We start from the raw sequence: 22,539 nt of genomic DNA on the forward strand, positions 1-22,539 counted from the left end.
AGTGGAATCAAAGAACAAAAAAGAAACAGGCTTCGGCTGATGCTGTGCGCTCTTTTTTCTGTATGAGAAGTATAAAGACAAATATATCGCCTACAGTCTTGGAAAGTTCTGCTTTGGAGGCAATTCCAACCCGGAAGATAAGGATACGATGATCTTCCAGCAGACATCTACGTTTAAAAAGGGAGTGGTTCAAAAGAACGATGACATCCATATGATTCCCTGTTCCCTGTCCTCTGCCAGCGGATATAATGACTATTGTCCGACTCCGCTGGAAGGCGACTCCAAACAGAGAGTCCTTGATAAGATCGAAGAATACAACAAAGACTTATAGATGGCGGTATAAAAACTCATAGAACATAATCATCAGAGGCATGGTCGCAATACAGAAGATTACGGACATGACGTTGATCACGCTGGCATAACGGGCATCTTTGTCATAGATCTGCGCCATCTGCGTAATCATAGTGGCTACAGGCGCCGATGTGCACAGCAGGACTACCATCAATATATATTCGGCATCTTTATGAAGCCATATTTGGCCTATGAACACGAATGCAATAGTAGCCAGCGCCGGAATTGCGATCAAACGAATAAAACTGATAAGATAGGGTCTCTTCTGCCTGAATACCCAGCGAAGATCCACGTTGCCGATCACCATGCCGATAACCAGCATGCTGGCCGGGCTGATCATATTTCCGAAACTGCTGACGCAGCTGCCAATTACCACCGGGAATTTTATCTGCGTGGCAAACAGGAATCCTCCTATCAGCATTGCGATTATATTCGGATTCAGTATGATCTTCTTATAATCTCTTTGTGCCTCCTGGCTTACCAGACCCCGGCCGTGGGTCCACAGAAGGACGGTCTGCACCACGATGAATGCTGTGGTGTAGAACACCCACTCCTGTCCCAGGACGGATGCTACCAGGGGAATCACCAGAAATCCCGAATTGGAATATATGATCGAGGCCTTTTCAATGCTGTTGAAGTGCAGCGGCCTCTCCAGGACTTTTGTTAAAATAATCATGGCGGCATGAACACCAGCCGCCACAACGATCGCTATCAACAGTCCCTGTACCTTATCCTTGGTCAATTCGATCTGAAATGAATTTACAATAATACAAGGCGAGCAGATGTAGACGACCATATTCGACAGGACCTTGCTGTCTTCCGTCCGAAACAGGCCAATCTTGACGACGGCGTAACCTACCGCCATCGTCAGGAACATCGCCATAATCTGTTCTGCTAATAACATACTTATTTCCATTACTCTTTTTCTTCCTTGTCTACTATTCCGTCAAATTCCAGAGACATAACAAGGTTTGCCTTTTTATCCTCTTTGTACTCTATCGTTACTTCCTGCCCTGGCTCGCATCTAACTACATCGATAAAATCTACTACGGATGCATCAAAGATGTCTTCTGAATTCTCCAGCATGAGGTAATAATGAGAGGTTCCCTCTATGACTCCCTGGGCAATCTTGGTAATCTTTCCGGTAATCGTCTTGACTTCCCTGGTGTCCTTTTCCACTTCTTTCACGCCATTGCTGAACAACAGTTCCAGATAATTTTCCTCGCATTGGCTTACGCTGTCGCCGATTGCGACAATCTGGTATTTCTGTACATTCACCATCGCGTATTTCTTTACGAGGCCCGAATCATCCTTGAGTGCGATAAAATATGTCGGCTCATCCGATATATTGAGCAGCAGCGGGAAGGTGGCCGTGTACTTCAGGTTCTGCACCTGGCCTTCTGCAGAGGACATGGCGGAAGCCTCCGTTGCTCCTTCTACCTTATAGTACTTCGTCTCCATGGTCCTTTGATTGGCTAAGACAAATCCTACATTTGACTGGTCGCCATTAACGGAAGTTACGCCCGTGTACATCCATACGTCATCATCCTGGGCAAGATAGTTGTATCCGTCCGTGGTCTTAAGACAGTCCTTCTGGCTCAAAATACTGTTGAAAAAGCCATGCTTCAAGGTTCCATAATAATCAAACAACTGTACCAGCAGGTCTGCGGAATACGCCCGGTCCACCCACTGGGGAACGTCTTTGATGTCATAAGTCTTCGTCTCTCCGGTAATGGCATTGCAAAGCACTACTTTGCCCACCGTCTCTCCTCCGAAAAGGCCGATATTGTATTTTTTCACAGGAGCGATCCAGTATGGAACGCCCTTTTCATCAATCTCAAAACTCAGTTCTCCATAAATATACGTAGGATGCGCAAAACGGAGATGACGGTAGATATTCCGGTTCAGATGCTCGCTGGTGGTATATTTTATGCCTTCATCCAGTTTTACTAGTTCTGTAGACTGGGTGGCCATGTTAATCCTGATATAAGCGGGGATTCCATTGGAACGGTTGGTAAACCATTTGATCAGGTTTGCGTACTTTAATGGAGATACCCGAACCGGATTGCCCTGATAGTTAATCTGGCTGTAGATGTCGTCCGCCTCAAACTGGGACACCATATCCACCATGCTGCCCATCTTGCGGTCACCAAGAATTTCCGCGGTATCTTTATCAAGAAGCGGAATCTTATCAAAAGAAAGTTCTTCTATATCTTCCGTAAATTCTCCTTCTTCTACTTTCATCAGCTTCTGGTATTTCTTGGCATTGACGATTGGGGAAGACAATAAGGATCCAGCCAGATAGATGATTCCTAATCCCAGGATTGCAAAGCCAAAAAACTTCATTGTCTTGCTTGTACGCAGTTCGGCCTTTCCAATTTTCTTGCGGACCGCGTAAATGACTGCCACCATCACCAGCAAAAATATAATAAAAAACCAGGTGTCGGAAGAGTGGATGTTGAATGCGGGCAAAGCAATATAGTAGTATAGTCCTGCTGCCAATATGACCACGATTGCAATTAGTAACTTTCTTTTTCCTTTCATAATACCTCCTAAAATTTCCTGTTCCATGCGGAAGCCGTAAACAACATCAGGAATGGGAAGATCTCCAGACGTCCTGCCAACATGTCAAAGCAGAACACGATCTTAGACAGCGGTGAAAACTCTGCAAAACTTCCCACCGGGCCGACATCCGCGATTCCAGGGCCAATATTGTTTAATGTTGCCAATACAGAACTGAATGTGGTGCCAAAGTCCAGATTGTCAATCGAGACGATAAGCACCGATCCAACGACAATGCCAGCATATGCCATCAGATAGACATACAGGCTTCTGAGGACATCCGCTCCCATCTTCTTGTCATTTACCCTGATAATGCTGATAGACTTTGGATGCACCATCTGCTTAATCTCACGCTTGATGCATTTCAATACCATCAGGAATCTGGATACCTTGATGCCGCCTCCCGTAGAAGACGCACAGGCGCCTATCACCATTAGCATCAGCAAGATGCACTGGGACAGCATCGGCCAGGCGTTATAGTCTGCCGTCGCATATCCCGTCGTGGTGATGATGGATGCCACCTGGAATAAGGCGTAGCGGAACGCCTTCAGCGGGTTTGGATACTGGCCGCTGATATTCAGGGTGATCACCGCCACCGCTGCAAGGATGATTCCTAAGTATGCCCGGAGTTCTTCATTCTTCCATACCGGCTTAAAATCCCTGATCAGCAGGAAGAAATACAGGTTAAAGTTGACTCCGAACAAAATCATAAAGATAGAGATCACGCCATCTATATAAGCGCTGTCAAAATGGCCTACGCTGGCCGCATAATTGGAGAAGCCCCCTGTTCCGGCTGTTCCAAATGCATGGATCAGGCTGTCGAACATATTCATTCCGCCAAGCAGAAGCAGGATGACTTCAATCAGCGTCAGGCCCAGGTACATGCCATATAGTATTCTGGCAGTAGACATGGTCCTTGGCACCAGCTTATCCTTTTCCGGTCCCGGAACCTCCGCCCGCATCAGATACATGGAATTCTTTTTATCCAGGGTTGTCAGCACCATGACAAACACAAGCACGCCCATACCGCCGATCCAATGGGTAAAACTTCTCCAGAACAGCATACCCTGCGGCAGGGCTTCTACATCCGTAAGAATGGAGGACCCTGTCGTTGTGAAGCCGGATACCGTTTCAAAGAATGCATCCAGATAACTCGGAATGCTTCCTGAAATAGTAAATGGCAGGGCTCCAAATAATGACCATAAGATCCAGGCGCTGGCGACGATCACCATCCCCTCTTTTCCATATATGGTTCTCTTCTCAGGCTTCTTCATTCCTACCAGCAGATAGATCACTATCAGTATGCCGGAAGGTATTAGAAAGTATACCCCGCTGAATTCTCCATAAATCAAAGAAACAAGAGCAGGGAGCAGCAGCAGGATTGCCTCTACCCCCAGCATTTTGGCCAGTATGTATCGTATCATTTTCGTATTCATAATCTACATTCCGTCTCCCTATGCGAGTATATCGCTGAATTCATTGATGATATGATCTTTGGTAATCACGATTACGCTGTCTCCGACTTCCAGATGATCCTCGCCATTTGGAATAATAACCTTTCGTTTCCGTCCGATACAGGCAATCAGATAATTCGCCTTGGTAGGCAGATCCTTAAGCGGAACATTGGTAAATTTGCATTCCTTTTTAATAATAAACTCTACTGCTTCCACCTTTCCGCCCAACAGCCGGTACATGGTTTCCACATTTGCGCTGCTGTAGGAATTATTCCTGGCTCTTACATAACTCATGATCGCATCTGCCGTTGCACTCTTTGCCGACACGATGCTGTCGATCCCAAGTCCCTCCACCATCTGAGCTCTGGAATCTTCGTTTACCTTGGCAACGATCTTATTTACCCCTTGCGTCTTTGCAAAGAGAGACATGATGATATTCTCTTCATCCATTCCAGTCAATGCGATCACCGCATCGGCCTCTCCGATCCCTTCTTCCATCAAAAGGTCATGGTCCGCAGCGTCTCCGTGGATGATCGTGGCCTTTGGAAGTACCTCGCAAAGCTGCTCGCAGCGTTCCTGCCTGGATTCGATGATCTTCACCTGCATGCCAACCTGAAGCAGCTGGGCCGCAAGATAGAAGCACACATGACCGCCTCCGCAAATCAGCACCTTCTTCACTCTGGCATTCCTGCGTCCCAAAGACCGGAAGAATGTCTCCAAATCCTGATGGGCCGCGGCAATATGCATCTTGTCACCTTTCTGGAGGACAAAGTCTCCATCCGGAATATACACTTGTCCGCCTCTTTTTACAGCGCATACCAGGATCTTAATCTGGAATTTCTGGTATACTTCGGCCAGGGACAGGCCTGTAAGAGGACTTTCGTCTCTAAGGTTGAATTCTACCAGTTCCACTCTTCCCTTCATAAATGTCTCTACCTTGCTTGTCTCTGGGAAAAGCAGCACTCTTAAAATCTCATTGGCAGCCGCCAGTTCCGGGTTAACCGCCATACTCAGGTGCAAATCCTCTTTTAATATATCTATCTGACGATAATAGACGGGGTTGCGCACCCTGGCTATGGTATGCTTTGCTCCAAGCCTCTTTGCCAGAAGGCAGCTGAGCATATTCAGCTCATCGGTAGAAGCGCATGCGATCACAAGATCCGCATGCGGGACATCTGCCTGCTTTTGGACGTTTACATCCGCGCCATTGCCGGTAATGCAGAAAATATCCAGCTGGTTTAATGCCTCCTTTAACTTTCCTTCATTCTGGTCAATCAATACAATGTCATAATCTTCTTCCGACAATTGCGTCGTCAGTTTATGGCCGACTTTGCCGTCGCCAATAATCACTATTTTCATTTCCTGTTCCTCATACTATCCTCATCTGTTTTTTGCATAGCAAAGAGATTATAGCACTTTTGCTTTAAGAAAAAAAGCCCTTCCGGGCTTTTCTTCTAAATAATATGTTCCTTATTCTTCTGCTGCTCTTTTTGCGATTTCCGCTTCCTGGACATCAGAAGGAGCCTGCTCATAACGGGCGAATTCATAAGAATATGTTCCTCTTCCTCCTGTCATGGAGCGAAGGATGGTGCAATAGCCGAACAATCCGGTCATTGGAATGTCTGCGACAATCTCCTGGTATCCGCCTGCAATCGGATTCATTCCAAGCACGCGTCCGCGGCGCTTGTTCAGATCGCCCATGACGTCTCCGGTATAGTCTTCCGGCACTACGACTTTGATGGATGCGATTGGCTCCAGAAGTACAGGCCCTGCTTCCATAAATCCCTTCTTAAATGCCTGGATCGTAGCCGTCTTAAATGCCATTTCTGAAGAGTCAACCGGATGGTAAGATCCGTCATAAAGGATTGCCTTGACTCCGACTACCGGATATCCTGCAAGAGGTCCCTTCTGGACAGAGTCCTGAAGGCCTTTCTCAACTGCCGGGAAGTAGTTCTTCGGAACGGCTCCGCCTACAACGACTTCTTCAAATACATAAGGGCTCTCCAGATCTCCGGATGGCTCGAATTTCATCTTTACATGACCGTACTGTCCATGTCCGCCGGACTGTTTCTTATACTTGGTATCCACATCGGATTTCTTCTTGATCGTCTCACGGAAGGCTACTCTTGGAGTGTCCAGCGTGATCTCGCATTTGAATCTGGCAGCCAGCTTGCTCGCTACAATCTCCAGATGCTGGTCTCCCATGCCATAGAGCAGGGTCTGGCGGTTCTCGCTGTCATTTACCGCCCTTAACGTAACGTCTTCTGCCATCATCTTCTGAAGCGCCTGGGATACCTTGTCCTCATCCCCTTTGTTCTTTACAATGTACTTCATATATGTATATGGCTTTGAATACTCCGTCCTTCCATATAAGACTGGCGTGCCTTTTGCGGAGAGCGTATCGCCCGTCTTAGTATTGGAGAGTTTTGCTATGGCTCCGATGTCTCCTGCAAATAATTCGCTTACTTCTACCGGCTTATTTCCAATCATCGTATAGATCTTGCCAAGCTTCTCTTCCGTATCAGTATCCGGATTGTAAAGCGTATCCTCGCCTTTTAAAACGCCTGAACACACTTTAATGAAGGAATACTTTCCAATAAATGGGTCAACCATCGTCTTGAATACGTATGCGGATTTTGCCTTTGCAAAGTCATAATTCGCCTCGAAGATCTCGTTTGTCTTCCGGTTGATGCCTGCACACTCTCTGTATTCCGGACTTGGAAAGAATCGAACGATATCAGACAGGAGATTGGCAACTCCCTGCGCCTGGATATTGGATCCCATTGCCACCGGAACGATGCTTCCATCCATGACTTCCGTACGCATTGCAGAGCGGATCTCTTCTACGGAGAATTCTTCTCCAGCAAAATATCTTTCCATAAAGTCATCGCTGGTCTCTGCCACTGCCTCCAGCAGCTTCTCGCGGTAAATCTCCAGATTTGGCTTGCAGTAATCCGGAATTTCGCATTCCTCTCTCTGCCCGATGCCCGTGTAGCGTCTGCCGGCATTCTTGATAACATTGACGTATCCAACCAGTTTTTCATTCTCGCGGATCGGCTGGAAGTGAGGCGCGATCACCTTGCCATATCTGTCTGTAAGATCCTGCACTACCTGACGGAAGCTTGCGTCGTCCACATCCATCTCTGTTACGTATATCATGCGCGGCAGGTTATATTTGTCGCATAACTCCCACGCTTTTTCCGTTCCTACTTCCACGCCTGCCTTGCCGGATACAACGATCACCGCCGCGTCCGCCGCGCTGACTGCCTCTTCTACCTCTCCTACAAAGTCAAAATATCCCGGCGTATCCAGCACGTTAATCTTTGCCTTCTCCCATTCGATCGGGACTAAGGCCGTGCTGATAGAGAATTCACGTTTCTGTTCCTCTTTATCGAAATCACTAATCGTATTGCCATCTGTGATTTTGCCCATACGATTGGTCGCTCCTGATACATAAGCCATAGCCTCTACAAGACTTGTCTTCCCGCATCCCCCATGTCCTAAAAGGACAACGTTTCTAATCTCATCCGTTCTGTAAACCTTCATATCTGCTGCCTCCTTATATTGGTAAAATCTCATGTATATATTGTACTAAAAAAAACTCTTTATTACAACTCTTTTATACATTATTTACAATACATTGTTTGATTTACCGCGCAACTCTAAATACTTTTTCGCTTTAAAGCGTTATAGCATTGACAAACCCGGCTCAGACAGAGTAAAATAAGTTGGACACAGCAAAGGAGGACTAACATGAAACTTAAAATCGGCTTTATCGGCCTGGGCCTGATCGGCGGCTCAATAGCAAAGGCAATCCGCCAGTATTATCCCGATTACGAGATCGTAGCCTTTGACAAGAATAAAGAAACTCTGGCTTTAGCGACTCAGGAATCCATCATAGACGTAGCCGCAACAACCATTGACGATAACTTCCACCATTGCAGTTACATATTCCTGTGCGCGCCTGTTTCCTATAATACGGCTTACCTAAAGCAGATCAAAGGATATCTGCACGATGGCTGCATTCTTACCGATGTAGGAAGCGTTAAGACAAATATCCACCGGGAGGTGGAAGCACTTGGAATCGAGCCATATTTCATCGGCGGCCATCCCATGGCTGGTTCCGAGAAAAGCGGCTATAGCAACGCAAAGGCCATGCTGATTGAAAATGCCTACTATGTGCTTACTCCTACCAGCAAAGTACCCCGGGAAAAGATAGATAACTATGTAAATTTTGTCCGTGATCTGCGGGCTATCCCTATTATATTAGACTATCAGGAACATGACCAGGTTACCGGAACCATCAGCCACCTCCCCCATATCATCGCGTCCAGTCTGGTGAATTTTGTCAGAGACACGGATACAAAGGACGAACTGATGAAGAACCTGGCTGCCGGAGGATTTAAGGATATCACACGGATCGCTTCATCTTCGCCTACCATGTGGCAGCATATCTGCCTCAAGAATAAGGAGAATATCTCCCGGATCCTGGATGCATATATACAGGCTCTTGGCAAAGCAAAGGAATTGATCGATCAGGAGGATGAGCAGGGACTCTATTCCCTGTTCGACAGTTCCAGGAATTACCGCAATTCTATCCCCGGCTCTTCAGCCGGACCGATCAAGAAGGCCTTCGCCGTATACTGCGACATTATAGACGAGGCCGGCGGAATTGCCGCCATCGCGACAATACTTGCGTCCAACAATCTGAATATCAAGAATATCGGGATTGTACATAACAGAGAATTTGAAGAAGGGGTTCTGCGTATTGAATTCTATGATGAAGGCTCTTCAAAACGGGCCGCAGAATTACTGCAGAAATTCAGGTATATCGTTTATGAGCGTTAGAACTATAGCCAAGGCAAAGAAATTAAAAGGAGAAATCACGGTTCCCGGCGATAAGTCTATCTCCCACCGCAGCATCATGCTGGGGGCAATTGCCCAGGGAACCACGGAGATCACCAATTTCCTAACCGGGGCAGACTGTCTTGCTACCATCAAATGCTTTCGCAAAATGGGCATCGACATTGATTGCCGCCCCTCCAGCATCCTGGTACACGGGAAAGGCCTGTATGGCCTGACTGCGCCTGATGGGATACTGGATGTTGGAAACAGCGGCACCACAACGCGGCTGATGTCCGGCATCCTGGCCGGGCAGGACTTCTCCTGCGTCCTGAATGGGGATGATTCCTTAAACCAGCGCCCAATGGCGCGCATCATGAAGCCCTTGAACAGTATGGGGGCCCATATTACCAGTATCAAAGACAACGGCTGCGCTCCGCTTAAGATTGAGCCGGGCCATCTTCACAGCATTGTCTATCAGTCTCCGGTAGCCTCTGCTCAGGTCAAGTCTGCCATCCTTCTCGCGGGGCTCTACGGAGATGGAGAGACTTCCGTGACTGAGCCGGCGCTGTCCAGGAACCATACGGAACTCATGCTACAAAGTTTTGGCGCCAGCGTATCCGCCGCTATGCATCCGGACGGCAGCGCCACCGCTTACGTTCACGCCTGCGACGAATTATACGGGCAGCAAATTTTTGTTCCCGGCGACATCTCATCTGCAGCATACTTTATCGCTGCAGGCCTTCTGGTCCCGGGCTCCGAGCTGCTGGTCAAGAACGTAGGCACCAATTTCACAAGAGCCGGATTCCTTGACGTATGCAAGGCAATGGGGGCAGATATTACCCGTGTAAACGAGACCTTCCTGGGGGGCGAAGGACGCGCGGACATCCTGGTCCGCTCCAGCGATCTGAAAGGCGCAACGATAGAAGGGGACATCATCCCTGCCTTGATCGATGAGATCCCCATCCTCGCAGTTATGGCTGCCCATGCAGAAGGCACAACCGTCATCAAGGATGCTGCCGAACTGAAGGTAAAGGAAACCAACCGGATCGCTACAGTCACCGAAAACCTTAAGGCTATGGGCTGTAACATAACCCCTACCGCCGACGGCATGATCATCGAAGGAGGTTCCCCACTCTCTGGCGCCCGGATTCAAAGCCATATGGATCACCGTATCGCCATGGCATTCGCCATCGCCGGCCTGACCGCCAAAGGGGAAACCGTTATCGAGGATAGTCAGTACGTAGATGTGTCCTATCCAGAATTTTTCGAGGCGGTAGAAAGAATAAGAAGTGACACGTAACAGTTTTAACTTTGACACGTAACACTTTTAAAAAGTGTTACGTGCCAAACCTTCATAACTGGTGTGTATAATTAAAAAAAGCCCTGCGTAAAAGTGAAAAAACTGGTGCGCAGAATGCATATAGAATACGAAAAGGTAAATAATCCAAGCATATTTATTTTTCTTTTGGATTAGTTGCCTTTTCGTTTAATTTATTGAATTCATAAAGTTTAACGCAGGACATTTTACATTTTTACACAGGGGTTATATCAATTTTACACACCAGTTTAACAAAGTGAACACGTAACATTTTTGAAAAATGTTACGTGTCAAAGTGAAAAGTGTTACGTGTCAATAATACGTTACTCTTACGGTTTTTCCCAGGTGTTCTACGCATTCCCGCAATTGTTCCACCAGATTCATCCTGACGCTCAGGTCGAATGGCAGGTTGGAGTTCTGATGGGCCGTGTTCATAGCCTTTCCCACGAACAGATTTAGTTCCGTGCATTCCTCGATTATCAGTTTGGCCAGTTTGGATGCACCATTATCGGCATCCAGTTCATCAAAGAATGCCTCGTCAAAATCATCATTCTCGTAACGTCTAAGCAGCCCCATCGCTTTTCCAATAGTCAGCACGCCTTCTGTCACCAAATCCAGGCCTTCGATGCTTGCCGTAGGAGGAACGCTTGGATCCGCATAATTCAGGGACGTGATGATCTCTTTTTTCAGCACCCTGGCAGTGATGTTCGCACTGGTCCCTCCGCAGACGACCTTCTTGCCCTCTTGATTCATGAAGTCCCGGACCACCCGCTCGTCGTCCTCCTTGTGAGTAGGAGGTCCCGTAAATATGTTGAGAATGCGCCGTTCTATGACTCTCGCGACAGCAACCGTGGTATCGTCCCCGGGCTTCTGCCCGTACAGGTCATCACAGGCTTGGCTCAGCATGGCGGCCAGCCGGGATGCTGACAGAGTCTCCTTCGTACACTTCAAGGTGTATTCTGCCATACTTTCCCAGGTCCAGCCAAAATTCAGAAGTTCTCCGACCCCCGCATAGATGACGCCGTCGCTCATAAGTACGAAACAGTCCTTAAGTTTTACCTGAAAACGATACTCCCGGATGGTCTTGTCCTCAATCACCCTCTCCTCATAAGGATAATCCACGATCTCGCCATCCCGCACAAACACACATTTTGGATTGTCAAATTCTGCCAGATACGCCTCCCCGTTGTGAAAAATCTGAAGAATGCTGAAGGTGGCATAGGCTACTTCCCGTACCTTGCACACTGGAAGCGTCTTGGCGATTGTCTCTACGCAGGCTTCTATGGATGCCCCCTCCAAAAACATGGTTCCCAGGATCTTGGATGTCAAGGTGGCCAGAATATTGGCCTTTACGCCGCTTCCCATTCCATCCGCCAGTATAATAATCTCAGAATCGTCCTTCTTAAGGACCTCTACCTTGTCTCCACAGAGTTCTTCATGATGCTTGTTCAGGCTTTTCCAGGATATATCTACACTTACACTCATATCAATCTTCCTCTTCAAACAGAATTGAATCCCTCAGTTTTGACAGGGTCACTTTGGTCTCTGCAGTCGTCTCTCCCAGAAGGCCGGCGATTTCCTGCGCCACCATCATCTGCTTGTCAATGACCTTCTGCGCCATCTCTACCGTCTCCATCTTCAGGTTATAGTGCTGTTCTTTGGCCTTCTCTTCCCTGGTGATATCCTGGTACGTCACCAGTACGGATTCCAGGCTTTCTATATAAATGATGCTCTCTACCACCGTCAGTTTCATGGTCTCCAGGTTCAGTTTCTTGTGAACGATCTGCTGTCTGGTATTCAGGACTTCCGCAATATCCTTGTCGTCCAAAAATTCGAAAATATACCGCTCCAGTGCTTCTTCCCTGGACACTCCAAGCATCTCCCGGGCTTTTTTGTTGCATTCCCGTATTCGCATATCCTTGTCAACGATCATGATCATGCTGGGCGTCACATCCATAACGATGTTGGACATTGATTCCGCCTGCGCCACCGCATAAGGCAGGCACATGCCAATCTCGGCTTTCTTCTGGTACACTGCTGTCGCTTTGTCCCGGCAAGTCGGATATCCGCAGGCGCCGCAGTTCAGTTCGTCCTCTTTTGTATATTTGCCCATCGCATGAAGAATCTGCTCCATCTCCGTGTCTGAAGGCGTGCGGTCATGGACGCGTCGATCCTTAAATGTCTTCTGAAGTTCGATATCTCGTCCCTCAATGCCTTGCGCCTCTTCCTGATATGCGACCTGGTCTTCCAGATCCATCTTGGCCCGTACCAGGGACTGCTGCCATTTATCAGAGGCTGGTCCCTTGATGCATCCGCCCTCGCAGACATTGACCTCGAAGAAGCAGTTCTGGATCCCGCCTTTTTCCAGTTCTTCAAAAAGTTCCATACAGGCTTTCAGCCCATCAATATGTATTTTATAGTAATTGTCCTCCACTGAACTTGCACGCACAGACTTAATAATCCCCCCGCTGATTGGGTAGAGCTGATTAACCTTAGGGCTTGGATTCCCCATAGGAAGGTTCTGGCACTGGTGGACATCTATGCCTTTTGCCTTCCACCATTTCACGATCTCTTCAAACGTCAGGATAGCATCGATTGCCCCCTGTACTCTTTCATCCCCGATTGCCTCTTCTTTCTTGGCAATACAAGGCCCTAGGAATACCACCTTCACATCCGGTCCGTAAATATCCTTGATGAGCCGGCCATGGGCAATCATAGGAGATACCACCGGCGCCATCATAGGTACCAGGGATGGATAATACTTCTCAATCAGATCATTGACGCTGGGACAGCAGGTCGTGATGATGTTGTCCATCTGGCCATCTTTTAGAAGTTTCCAATACTCTCTGGTCACCAGCGCGGCGCCCTCGGCCGTCTCCCGCACCTCATAGAAGCCCAGCTGCTTCAGGGCATCCACGATCTGGCCCGGCTTGTCGTATTCCAGCACGCCAAGATAGGAAGGGGCGATGGATATAATCGTCTTCACTCCCTGCTTCAGATACCGCTTCACCCGATCCATGTCGCTGGCAAATGTCTTTGCATTCTGAGGACATACTTCCAGGCAATGGCCGCAGTTGATGCAGTGGTCCTTCATAATATGAGCCTGCTCGTTTTGGACGGAAATGGCTTTCACTTCACAGTTTCGCACGCATTTATAGCAATGCCTGCAGCTCGCATCCTTAAAATCTATTACTCGCACTTTCCCGCCTCCTTCAATATGACCTCATGGAAGAAATCTTCCGCATCCCCCGGCTTTACATGGTAAATATTCTCCCTGATCTTCACACTGACGCCTTTGGAGCAGGCGCCCATGCAGAATGAGCCGCTAAGCTCGATATCCGCTACATCTCTGTGTTCCTTCGTAAGCCTGGTAAATGTCTCAATAACATCCTTGGAGCCCCTCACATGGCAGGAACTTCCAATGCATATCAGAACCTTCATAATGTCCTCCTTAATCCGCACATAGTTACTTCTTCCATTATAACATCACACAGATTAAGGCGCAATCTCGGGAAATGTTTATTTCTGCTTATGATTTCTACTCAGGTTTTTGATTTATAATTTTCACTTATACTTTCACTTACAGATTCCACTTTACCTTCAGGCATATCCTATTCCTTTGCCAGAATAATGCTGACAATACCGCATAGGAGCCCTCCCACAGGAAATGCGATCCAACTGATGTTCCAATAATTTCCTACAAAACCCAGCAGAAAGAAGAAAATGTCTTCCTCAAACCGGGCAGGCAGCTGCATTTCCTCCACAAATCCTTCATAGATCACACCGCACAGTATCAGTCCAATCGCCACAGCAACAACATTAATATATTTTTTATGAAACTTATCAATTTCTTCTGTCGTATATACATTTTCTATCACCGGATATCTTCTCCGAAATTCCTCATCTTTCAACCCGTGAACCACGAATAGCAGGACGGATACCACGCACATGATAAGAAACAGCATATTTGCATAACTTTCGCTGACTCGGATCCCCATCAGGAATTCGTATATCGTCACGCCAAGCAGTATAAAACCTACGCCAAAGGCTACCGCCTTGCTGAACTCATTCTTATGCTGGTCATATTGTGCATTATCTTCTGCAAAAGACTCCGTCGCATCGCCTCTGATCAGCGTATCCATATCGCATCGGAACATCTCGCACAGCTGCAATATCTTCTCCATCTCCGGATAGGTTGCTCCTGATTCCCATTTTGAAATCGTCTGCCTGGATACTTCCATCCGCTCAGCCAGTTCCTCCTGGGTCATATCCGCTTTCTTCCTGTAAAACTGTAAATTCTCTGAAAATGCTGCCATATTTTTCTCTCCGTTTCATTTATATTCCAATCGATTGTAATAAAAAGATAGCATATCATCAGCGCAACCTCTATAAAGTCCTTGTTGCTTTTGCGGAAAATAACTTAAACTTTCGGTTGACATCCCTAATTTTATCATATTTTAGGAGTCTCTGCCACAAAGGGAGGCGGCCTACAACCGAAATCGTAGGCCGCCTCATTTTATATGAGATTATGTCATCACCAAATCAATTGATCGTCCGCTTCACATAACTCGTATGCAGGGTCTCATGCGCCTTATGGCTTCCTGGCTCGCCAAGATACTCTTCATATAGTTTCTTGATTGCCGGATTCTCATGGGACTTGCGGATCGGCTTAGCCGAATCATTCTGATACAGCACGCTTGCACGGATTCCTCTTACATCCGTAAAGTTCCTTACATCGCCGGATACCTGCGGCTGTCCGCCTCCGTTGACGCATCCGCCCGGGCATCCCATGATCTCGATGAACTTGTAGTCTGCCTCGCCGGATTTTACTTTGTTAAGCAGCGTTCTTGCATTGCCAAGCCCGGATGCCACTGCCACCTTTACATCCATGCCCGCAACATTGTATGTAGCCTCTTTTACGCCCTGGGTGCCACGGACATCCGTGAAATCCAGGTTCGCCAGTTCTTCGCCCGTCAGCACTTCCACTGCGGTACGAAGGGCTGCTTCCATAACTCCGCCAGTAGCGCCAAAGATTACGGCCGCTCCTGTGGACTCGCCCATCGGATCATCGAACTTCTCATCCGGAAGGACGGTAAAGTCGATGCCACAGCGCCTGATCAGTCTTGCCAGTTCTCTGGTCGTAATGGCTATGTCAACATCCGGCACTCCCGCGGCATCCTGGTCATCCCTGCCAATCTCGAACTTCTTGGCAGTACATGGCATGACGCTGACCGATACGATCTTCTTAGGATCGATGCCTTCCTTCTCAGCAAAATAAGTCTTCAGCATCGCGCCGAACATCTGCTGCGGAGACTTGCAGGTAGACAGATTCTCTGTCATATCCGGGAAATAATGCTCGCAATACTTAATCCATCCCGGAGAACAGGACGTGATCATCGGAAGCACGCCGCCATTCTTAATTCTGTCTAAGAGTTCCGTAGCCTCTTCCATGATAGTAAGGTCGGCTGCCCAGTCTGTATCGAATATCTTATCGAAACCAACTCTTCGCAGCGCGGCTGCCATCTTGCCTTCCACATCCGTACCCATCGGATATCCGAATTCCTCTCCAAGTCCTGCGCGGACGGAAGGAGCGGTCTGAACCACTACATATTTATCCGGATCTGCAATGGCATCCAGAATCTTCTGGGTGTAGTCCTTCTCATATAGTGCGCCTGTAGGACAGACTGCGATGCACTGTCCGCAGGATACGCAGCTGGTCTCGCCCAGCCCCATCTCGAATGCGGAGCCGATCATTGTGCTGAATCCGCGGTTGTTGGTGCCGATAACGCCGATTCCCTGTACCTTTTCACAGACCGCGACACAGCGGCGGCATAAGATACACTTGTTGTTATCACGAACCATATGTGCCGCAGAAGTATCCAGTTCATAATGATTTACTTTGCCTTCAAAGAAGTTCTCATCATCAACTCCGTACTCCCGGCAAAGCTGCTGCAGCTCGCAGTTCCCGCTTCTTACGCAGGAAAGGCATTTCTTATCATGATTAGAAAGAAGCAGCTGCAAGGTCTTCTTTCTGGCTTTGATCAGTTGCGGTGTATTGGTGTATACCTCCATCCCTTCATTGATCGGATGTACGCAAGCGGCTACCAGATTCCTGGCTCCTTTCACTTCAACCACGCACATACGGCAAGCGCCGATTTCATTGATTTCTTTTAAAAAACATAAGGTTGGTATCTTGATTCCTGCCAGGTGTGCCGCTTCAAGGATAGTAGAACCTGCAGGAGCTGATACATCAAGTCCATTAATTTTAAGATTAATATTTTCCATAGTCTCCATCCTCCATTACTCTTTGTAAATAGCACCAAAACGACATTTTTCCATACAAGCCCCGCACTTAACGCACTTATCCTGATTGATGACATGAGGCTCTTTGACAGCGCCTGTGATTGCATCATTCGGACAGGTTCTTGCACACAATGTACATCCTTTACATTTATCTGCGTCAATCTTGTAGGAAAGAAGTGCCTTGCAGACGCCTGCCGGACATTTCTTGTCGACAATATGAGCTATGTACTCGTCTTTAAAGTAACGCAAGGTTGAAAGTACCGGGTTTGGAGCTGTCTGTCCAAGGGCGCACAGGGAATTAGACTTCAGATGCGCGGCCAGATCTTCCAGCTTATCTAAATCTTCCATCGTGCCCTGCCCGTTGGTGATCTTCTCTAAGATCTCCAGCATGCGCCTTGTACCGATACGGCATGGAGCGCACTTGCCGCAAGACTCGTCAACCGTAAACTCCAGGAAGAACTTGGCAATATCAACCATACAGGTATCTTCATCCATTACGATCAATCCGCCGGAGCCCATCATAGAGCCTATGGCGATCAGGTTGTCATAGTCGATCGGCACATCAAAATGCTCTGCCGGGATACATCCGCCGGATGGTCCGCCGGTCTGCGCCGCCTTGAATTTCTTGCCATTGGGGATCCCTCCGCCAATCTCTTCTACGATCTCCCGAAGAGTTGTTCCCATTGGAATCTCTACGAGTCCTGTATTCTTAACCTTGCCGCCCAGGGCAAATACTTTTGTTCCCTTGGACTTCTCTGTTCCCATGGAAGAGAACCACTCCGGCCCATTCAGGATGATCTGAGGAATATTTGCCAGCGTCTCTACGTTATTCAGGATCGTAGGCTTCTGGAACAGTCCCTTAAGCGCCGGGAATGGAGGACGCGGTCTTGGTTCTCCTCTGTTTCCTTCGATAGAAGTCATAAGCGCGGTCTCCTCGCCGCATACGAATGCGCCTGCTCCAAGACGGATATCAATATCAAAATCAAATCCGGATTCAAAAATATTCTTTCCCAGCAGTCCATACTCTCTGGCCTGACCGATCGCGATCTTCAGACGTTCCACCGCGATTGGATACTCTGCACGAACATAGATATATCCCTGGGACGCGCCGATCGCATATCCTGCGATCGCCATTGCTTCCAGTACGACATGAGGATCGCCTTCCAGTACGGAACGGTCCATGAACGCTCCCGGGTCGCCCTCGTCAGCGTTGCAGCAGACATACTTCTGATCTGCCTCGTTTGCCGCCGCAAATTTCCACTTCAGGCCAGTAGGGAATCCTGCCCCGCCACGACCGCGAAGTCCGCTGTCCAGAATCACTTGGATAACCTCTTCCGGCTTCATCGTGGTAAGAACCGTGCCAAGCGCTTCATATCCGCGCGTACCGATATATTCCTCGATATTCTCCGGATTGATCACGCCGCAGTTGCGAAGCGCGACTCTGTGCTGCTTCTTATAAAACTGGGTCTCCTGAAGAGGAAGCACCTTTTCATTCTTAACCGTATCCTCATACAGGAGCCGGGTTACAACCCTGCCCTTTAACAGATGCTCTTCTACGATTTCCGGAATATCCTCTTCCTTTACCATTGCATAAAAGGATCCTTCCGGATACACGATCATAATCGGGCCTAAGGCGCACAATCCAAAACATCCGGTCTTGACAACGCCGACCTCATTCTCCAGCCCATTTTTTTTAATCTCTGCTTCTAATTTCTCTCTAATCTTCTGGCTGCCTGAGGAAGTACATCCTGTTCCACCGCAAACCAAAACGTGCGAACGATACATAGTCTTATACCTCCTTTGCTTATTTCTGCTCAGCGCTTAATGTATACTTGGTAACGACCTGTCCCTGTTTCAGGTGGAGGTTAAATACTTCCATTGCTTTTTCAGGCGTCATCTTCACATAAGTTACTTTATCTTTTCCCGGCTCCAATACTTCTACGATCGGCTCATATTGGCAAAGGCCGATGCATCCGGTAGGCGTAACGCTGATCTTGTCTGTCAGGAATTCATTCTGTACCGCTTCTGAAAGAGCGGCAAGAACAGGCCTTGCGCCGCTTGCGATTCCGCAGGTAGCCATGCCGACAACGACTCTGGTCTGTGTCTCGCTCTCAGAACGAACTCCAACCTTGCTTTGGTTCTTTTCTCTTATTGCTTTTAATTCTTCCAGAGATTTCATATACATCCTCCCTTTTAGTCTGATAATTATAATGTTCTTCCGTCATCTACTTCTGCCTTGTTATCTTCCAGATATTCCCGGATAAACCGGGATACCTCGGCTTCTTTAAATGACATCCCGCCCAACAGTTCCTTCATCTGCTTCGTGTCAAGCGTAAATTCCTTCTCGTCATATGCATATCTATAATGGAAATCAATCTGTTCATTGAATACGATCAGCGTAAACATCGTAGAATTAATATCCCCGAGCGGCATCCTGTCAATATGGGACAATCCAAAAACCGCCTTCACGCAGGTTCCTTCGTTTACACGGGACGCAATCTGGAAACTCCCTCCCGTGCTCTCCGCTGCCTGCTTAAAAAAGGGAATTCCAAGTCCTACCCTTCTGGTGGTTCTGGTCGTATAAAACGGATCGGTCACTCTTCTAACCTGCTCCTCATCCATCCCGCATCCGTCATCCCTGATCATAATCTCCAAGGTGTCCTTTTGGCTGTCGGCAATCACGTCAATCTCTATGTAACCGGCTCCCGCCCGTATGGAATTCTCCGCCACATCCAATATATTCAATGAGATTTCTGGCATCATATCTATTCATATTTGGCCAGAATATCATCGATATCATCCACGGTAAGCCGGCCATACACTTCATCATTAACCATCATAACAGGAGCAAGTCCACAGGCGCCTACGCAGCGGCAGGCATCCAGCGAGAACTTGCCGTCCGGCGTACATTCCCCTCCCACGATTCCTAATTTTTCCATCAGCTTGTTATAGATATCTCCCGAGCCCTTTACATAACAAGCCGTGCCAAGACAGACAGATATACGGTAGCGTCCCTTTGGATTTAGGTTAAACTGGGAATAAAAGGTGACAACTCCATAGATCTTTTCCAGTGGAATTCCGGTTTCATTAGAAATGATTTTCTGAACTTCAATCGGCAGATAGCCATAGATGTCCTGGGCCCTTTGCAGAATAGGCATCAGGGAACCTTTCTCATCTTTCAGTTCATGGATTACTTCTAACAGTTCTTTTTCTTGCTCTTTCGTCCCATTGAACTGAACTGTAGATTTTTTAGAAAGCATTGTTTTTACCTCCCTTTACTATCTTTTTTGGTGACAATTTGGTACATTCGCGTTGAATTACTTATTCATTCTATCATACAAAAATACAAAAATCTATAGTTTTTTCTTGTCAATTTTGTTAACTTTCAGACAGTTGCGTTTGATATTTCACTATCATTATGTTAAAAAATGTACAATATTTTTCTCGGTTTTTTAGTAATATTATACAACCGCAGTTGATTTTCACTTATCTGAATGATATACTTATAAAAATAAGTCTATTAATACGCAGGAGGTATTTATGACAATCGGAAGAATAAAAGCCTTATTAGAGGCAGATGTGCTGTATGGCGAAGACACCTTGGATGATGAAGTGAATTACGCGTTTTCTTCAGACATGATGAGTGACGTTCTGGCCTATGCTGACGAGCATTCTGCCTTGATTACCGGCCTTTGCAATCCCCAGGTGGTGAGGACGGCGGAGATGCTTGATATTGTCTGTATCATATTTGTAAGAAATAAGATTCCGAATCAGAGTATCCTGGCGCTTGCGGAAGAAAAAGGAATTGTCATCTTATGCACGGCGCGAGGCATGTTTACGACTTGCGGCATACTATACAGCAATGGACTACTTGGAGGTGCAAATATTTAATGGGTGAAAACCTAATCTTACATTACGACATATCAGGCGACGATTTTACACGTGCCGGCGAAGCCAGCAGCGATGTAAAGAACAAACTAAAAGTCATGGGTGTAGATAACAATGTGATACGAAAAATGGCCATTGCCATGTATGAAGGCGAGATCAATATGGTAATCCATGCCAACGGCGGAACCATTACCGTCGAGATATCCCACGACAGCATACGGATGATTCTTGCTGATACCGGCCCAGGTATCGCAGATATTGACAAGGCAATGGAGAAAGGCTATTCCACTGCCCCTGAAGAAGTGCGCGCATTAGGCTTTGGCGCAGGGATGGGATTGCCGAACATGAAAAAATATTCCGACTATATGAACATTGAAACCACCATTGGCGTCGGCACTACCGTGACCATGGATGTTCATTTATAGACAGCAGGGAGGGAGAAGCTTGGACAAATTCATTCATTCAGTAAAACTAGACGAAGATGCCTGCATCGGCTGTATAAACTGCATTAAATACTGTCCGACCCAGGCCATACGGGTACATAACGGGAAGGCTAAGATCACGCCGGAATTCTGCGTTGACTGCGGCCGCTGCCTGCGCTATTGCCCGCATCACGCGAAGATTGCCATCTATGATTCCATTGAAGAGATCCGCAATTACAAGTATACGGTTGCCCTGCCCGCCCCTTCTCTCTATACGCAGTTCAACAATCTGACCAACGTGGACATCGTCTTAAACGCACTGCTGTCCATGGGGTTTGACGATGTGTTTGAAGTCAGCGCGGCTGCCGAACTGGTATCGGAGGCGTCCCGCGCCTACATCAGCGAGCATCGGGACGAAGCGCCTTTTATCAGCACGGCCTGTCCTACCATCGTAAGAATTATCCGCGTCAAGTATCCTACGCTGATACCGCGGCTGCTTCCCCTGAAGCCCCCGGTAGAAGTGGCGGCTGAAATAGCCCGGAAAAGGGCGATTGAAAAGACGGGTCTAAAGTCCGAAGATATCGGCATATTCTTTATATCTCCATGCCCGTCAAAGGTGACCTACGTCAAATCCCCTCTGGGAATTGAAAAAAGCCAGATTGACAAAGTGCTTGCCATAAAAGAGGTTTATCCCATTCTTCTGGAGCATATGACTCACGATGAGAGCAAGCTTAAGCCTCTGGCCGCGTCTGGTCGCATCGGAATCGGCTGGAGCAATGCCGGCGGAGAATCCGCAGGACTGATCACCGATAATTACCTGGCCTGCGACGGCATCATGAGCGCGCTTCGCGTTCTTGGGGATCTGGAGGATGAAAAGTTCCATGGCTTAAAATTCGTAGAGTTGAATGCCTGCAACGGCGGATGCGTGGGAGGTCCTCTCACTGTAGAGAATCCCTATGTTGCCACCGCCAAATCCAAGAAACTGCACAGATATCTTCCAGTGGCCCAGACTCATGCCAGCAATTTTGATGATATTGATTACCACTGGAACAACTTCGTAGAATATGAGCCTGTATTCCGCCTCGGCCATTCCTTCCGGGAAAGCCTGGAGATGATGGGTCTTATCGAGGAACTGACGGAGCAGCTGCCCGGACTTGACTGCGGCTCCTGCGGAGCCCCTACCTGCCGCGCTCTGGCAGAGGACATCGTACGCGGAGAGGCTACAAGAACCGACTGCATCTATGCCTTCCATGAGTATATCAACACGCTCTCCAAGGAGATCTCATTCCTCACCCGCTCGCTGAACCTAAGCTGTGGCAACAATGACGAGTCGGTAAGGATTCTGGAGGATTATACAGAGAGGCTTACAACAGAACTGGATAAAAAGGAGCGATGA

At 47.7% G+C, this 22,539-nt stretch carries 20 protein-coding genes; 6 read left to right on the forward strand and 14 right to left on the reverse strand.

The window, feature by feature from the left end:
* Positions 1-148 precede the first annotated feature (148 nt).
* Positions 149-331: a hypothetical protein gene (locus tag HDCHBGLK_RS00360; RefSeq protein ID WP_004608298.1), complete on the forward strand. Its 183-nt coding sequence runs from the start codon at positions 149-151 to the stop codon at positions 329-331.
* Here HDCHBGLK_RS00360 and HDCHBGLK_RS00365 read toward each other — a convergent pair.
* The 5 genes from HDCHBGLK_RS00365 to HDCHBGLK_RS00385 all read right to left on the reverse strand — a co-directional run bounded on the left by HDCHBGLK_RS00365 (position 326) and on the right by HDCHBGLK_RS00385 (position 7,913).
* Complete coding sequence (locus HDCHBGLK_RS00365; RefSeq protein ID WP_004608297.1) at positions 326-1,267, reverse strand: AEC family transporter; 942 nt, start codon at positions 1,265-1,267, stop codon at positions 326-328. The genes HDCHBGLK_RS00360 and HDCHBGLK_RS00365 overlap by 6 nt on opposite strands.
* Positions 1,267-2,895: a hypothetical protein gene (locus HDCHBGLK_RS00370; protein WP_039910030.1), complete on the reverse strand. Its 1,629-nt coding sequence runs from the start codon at positions 2,893-2,895 to the stop codon at positions 1,267-1,269. Before HDCHBGLK_RS00370 ends, HDCHBGLK_RS00365 begins: the two co-directional genes overlap by 1 nt.
* Positions 2,896-2,903: 8 nt before the next feature.
* Entirely contained in the window at positions 2,904-4,349 is a 1,446-nt protein-coding gene (locus HDCHBGLK_RS00375) for a TrkH family potassium uptake protein (protein ID WP_004608295.1), read from the reverse strand.
* Between the two features lie 18 nt (positions 4,350-4,367).
* Positions 4,368-5,726 (reverse strand): Trk system potassium transporter TrkA, encoded by a 1,359-nt coding sequence (trkA, locus tag HDCHBGLK_RS00380; protein ID WP_004608294.1) that lies wholly within the window; start codon positions 5,724-5,726, stop codon positions 4,368-4,370.
* Between the two features lie 111 nt (positions 5,727-5,837).
* A complete protein-coding gene (locus tag HDCHBGLK_RS00385) occupies positions 5,838-7,913 on the reverse strand; it encodes an elongation factor G (RefSeq protein ID WP_009249127.1) in 2,076 nt (691 codons plus the stop codon).
* 207 nt (positions 7,914-8,120) lie between these two features.
* Between HDCHBGLK_RS00385 and HDCHBGLK_RS00390 the strand changes: the two genes are divergently transcribed.
* Both HDCHBGLK_RS00390 and aroA read left to right on the forward strand, forming a co-directional pair.
* Positions 8,121-9,215 (forward strand): prephenate dehydrogenase, encoded by a 1,095-nt coding sequence (locus HDCHBGLK_RS00390; RefSeq protein ID WP_004608292.1) that lies wholly within the window; start codon positions 8,121-8,123, stop codon positions 9,213-9,215.
* Entirely contained in the window at positions 9,205-10,512 is a 1,308-nt protein-coding gene (gene aroA / locus HDCHBGLK_RS00395; protein ID WP_004608291.1) for a 3-phosphoshikimate 1-carboxyvinyltransferase, read from the forward strand. Before HDCHBGLK_RS00390 ends, aroA begins: the two co-directional genes overlap by 11 nt.
* 330 nt (positions 10,513-10,842) lie before the next feature.
* On the opposite strand, the gene HDCHBGLK_RS00400 is transcribed toward aroA, so the two are convergent.
* The 9 genes from HDCHBGLK_RS00400 to HDCHBGLK_RS00440 all read right to left on the reverse strand — a co-directional run bounded on the left by HDCHBGLK_RS00400 (position 10,843) and on the right by HDCHBGLK_RS00440 (position 20,093).
* Positions 10,843-12,015, reverse strand: a complete 1,173-nt coding sequence (locus HDCHBGLK_RS00400) for a SpoIIE family protein phosphatase (protein WP_039910027.1) — start codon at positions 12,013-12,015, stop codon at positions 10,843-10,845.
* A gap of 1 nt (position 12,016) precedes the next feature.
* Positions 12,017-13,729 (reverse strand): [Fe-Fe] hydrogenase large subunit C-terminal domain-containing protein, encoded by a 1,713-nt coding sequence (locus HDCHBGLK_RS00405; protein ID WP_039910025.1) that lies wholly within the window; start codon positions 13,727-13,729, stop codon positions 12,017-12,019.
* Positions 13,720-13,971, reverse strand: coding sequence for a (2Fe-2S) ferredoxin domain-containing protein (locus tag HDCHBGLK_RS00410; protein ID WP_039910023.1), 252 nt, complete (start codon positions 13,969-13,971; stop codon positions 13,720-13,722). The genes HDCHBGLK_RS00405 and HDCHBGLK_RS00410 overlap by 10 nt, the downstream gene beginning before the upstream one ends.
* A gap of 170 nt (positions 13,972-14,141) precedes the next feature.
* Positions 14,142-14,846 carry a helix-turn-helix domain-containing protein gene (locus HDCHBGLK_RS00415; protein WP_004608287.1) on the reverse strand — a complete coding sequence of 235 codons (705 nt, stop codon included), beginning with the start codon at positions 14,844-14,846 and terminating at the stop codon, positions 14,142-14,144.
* A 226-nt stretch (positions 14,847-15,072) separates the two neighbouring features.
* A complete protein-coding gene (locus HDCHBGLK_RS00420) occupies positions 15,073-16,815 on the reverse strand; it encodes an NADH-dependent [FeFe] hydrogenase, group A6 (protein ID WP_039910021.1) in 1,743 nt (580 codons plus the stop codon).
* Positions 16,816-16,830: 15 nt separating this feature from the next.
* The gene (nuoF, locus tag HDCHBGLK_RS00425) at positions 16,831-18,618 is read right to left on the reverse strand and encodes an NADH-quinone oxidoreductase subunit NuoF (protein ID WP_004608285.1); all 1,788 of its coding nucleotides are present in this window, start codon (positions 18,616-18,618) and stop codon (positions 16,831-16,833) included.
* A 19-nt stretch (positions 18,619-18,637) separates the two neighbouring features.
* Positions 18,638-19,012: a (2Fe-2S) ferredoxin domain-containing protein gene (locus HDCHBGLK_RS00430; RefSeq protein WP_009249133.1), complete on the reverse strand. Its 375-nt coding sequence runs from the start codon at positions 19,010-19,012 to the stop codon at positions 18,638-18,640.
* Between the two features lie 26 nt (positions 19,013-19,038).
* Positions 19,039-19,596 carry an ATP-binding protein gene (locus tag HDCHBGLK_RS00435; RefSeq protein ID WP_004608283.1) on the reverse strand — a complete coding sequence of 186 codons (558 nt, stop codon included), beginning with the start codon at positions 19,594-19,596 and terminating at the stop codon, positions 19,039-19,041.
* A 2-nt stretch (positions 19,597-19,598) separates the two neighbouring features.
* Positions 19,599-20,093 carry an NADH-quinone oxidoreductase subunit NuoE family protein gene (locus tag HDCHBGLK_RS00440; protein ID WP_004608282.1) on the reverse strand — a complete coding sequence of 165 codons (495 nt, stop codon included), beginning with the start codon at positions 20,091-20,093 and terminating at the stop codon, positions 19,599-19,601.
* A 280-nt stretch (positions 20,094-20,373) separates the two neighbouring features.
* Here HDCHBGLK_RS00440 and HDCHBGLK_RS00445 point away from each other — a divergent pair, with 280 nt between their 5' ends.
* The 3 genes from HDCHBGLK_RS00445 to HDCHBGLK_RS00455 are packed head-to-tail and all read left to right on the forward strand — an operon-like array spanning position 20,374 to position 22,539.
* Positions 20,374-20,724: a DRTGG domain-containing protein gene (locus tag HDCHBGLK_RS00445; protein ID WP_004608281.1), complete on the forward strand. Its 351-nt coding sequence runs from the start codon at positions 20,374-20,376 to the stop codon at positions 20,722-20,724.
* Positions 20,724-21,146 (forward strand): ATP-binding protein, encoded by a 423-nt coding sequence (locus tag HDCHBGLK_RS00450; RefSeq protein WP_004608280.1) that lies wholly within the window; start codon positions 20,724-20,726, stop codon positions 21,144-21,146. The genes HDCHBGLK_RS00445 and HDCHBGLK_RS00450 overlap by 1 nt, the downstream gene beginning before the upstream one ends.
* A 19-nt stretch (positions 21,147-21,165) precedes the next feature.
* Positions 21,166-22,539, forward strand: a complete 1,374-nt coding sequence (locus HDCHBGLK_RS00455; RefSeq protein WP_009249135.1) for a [Fe-Fe] hydrogenase large subunit C-terminal domain-containing protein — start codon at positions 21,166-21,168, stop codon at positions 22,537-22,539.

It is taken from the genome of [Clostridium] scindens ATCC 35704 (assembly GCF_004295125.1).
Taxonomy (GTDB): domain Bacteria; phylum Bacillota; class Clostridia; order Lachnospirales; family Lachnospiraceae; genus Clostridium_AP; species Clostridium_AP scindens.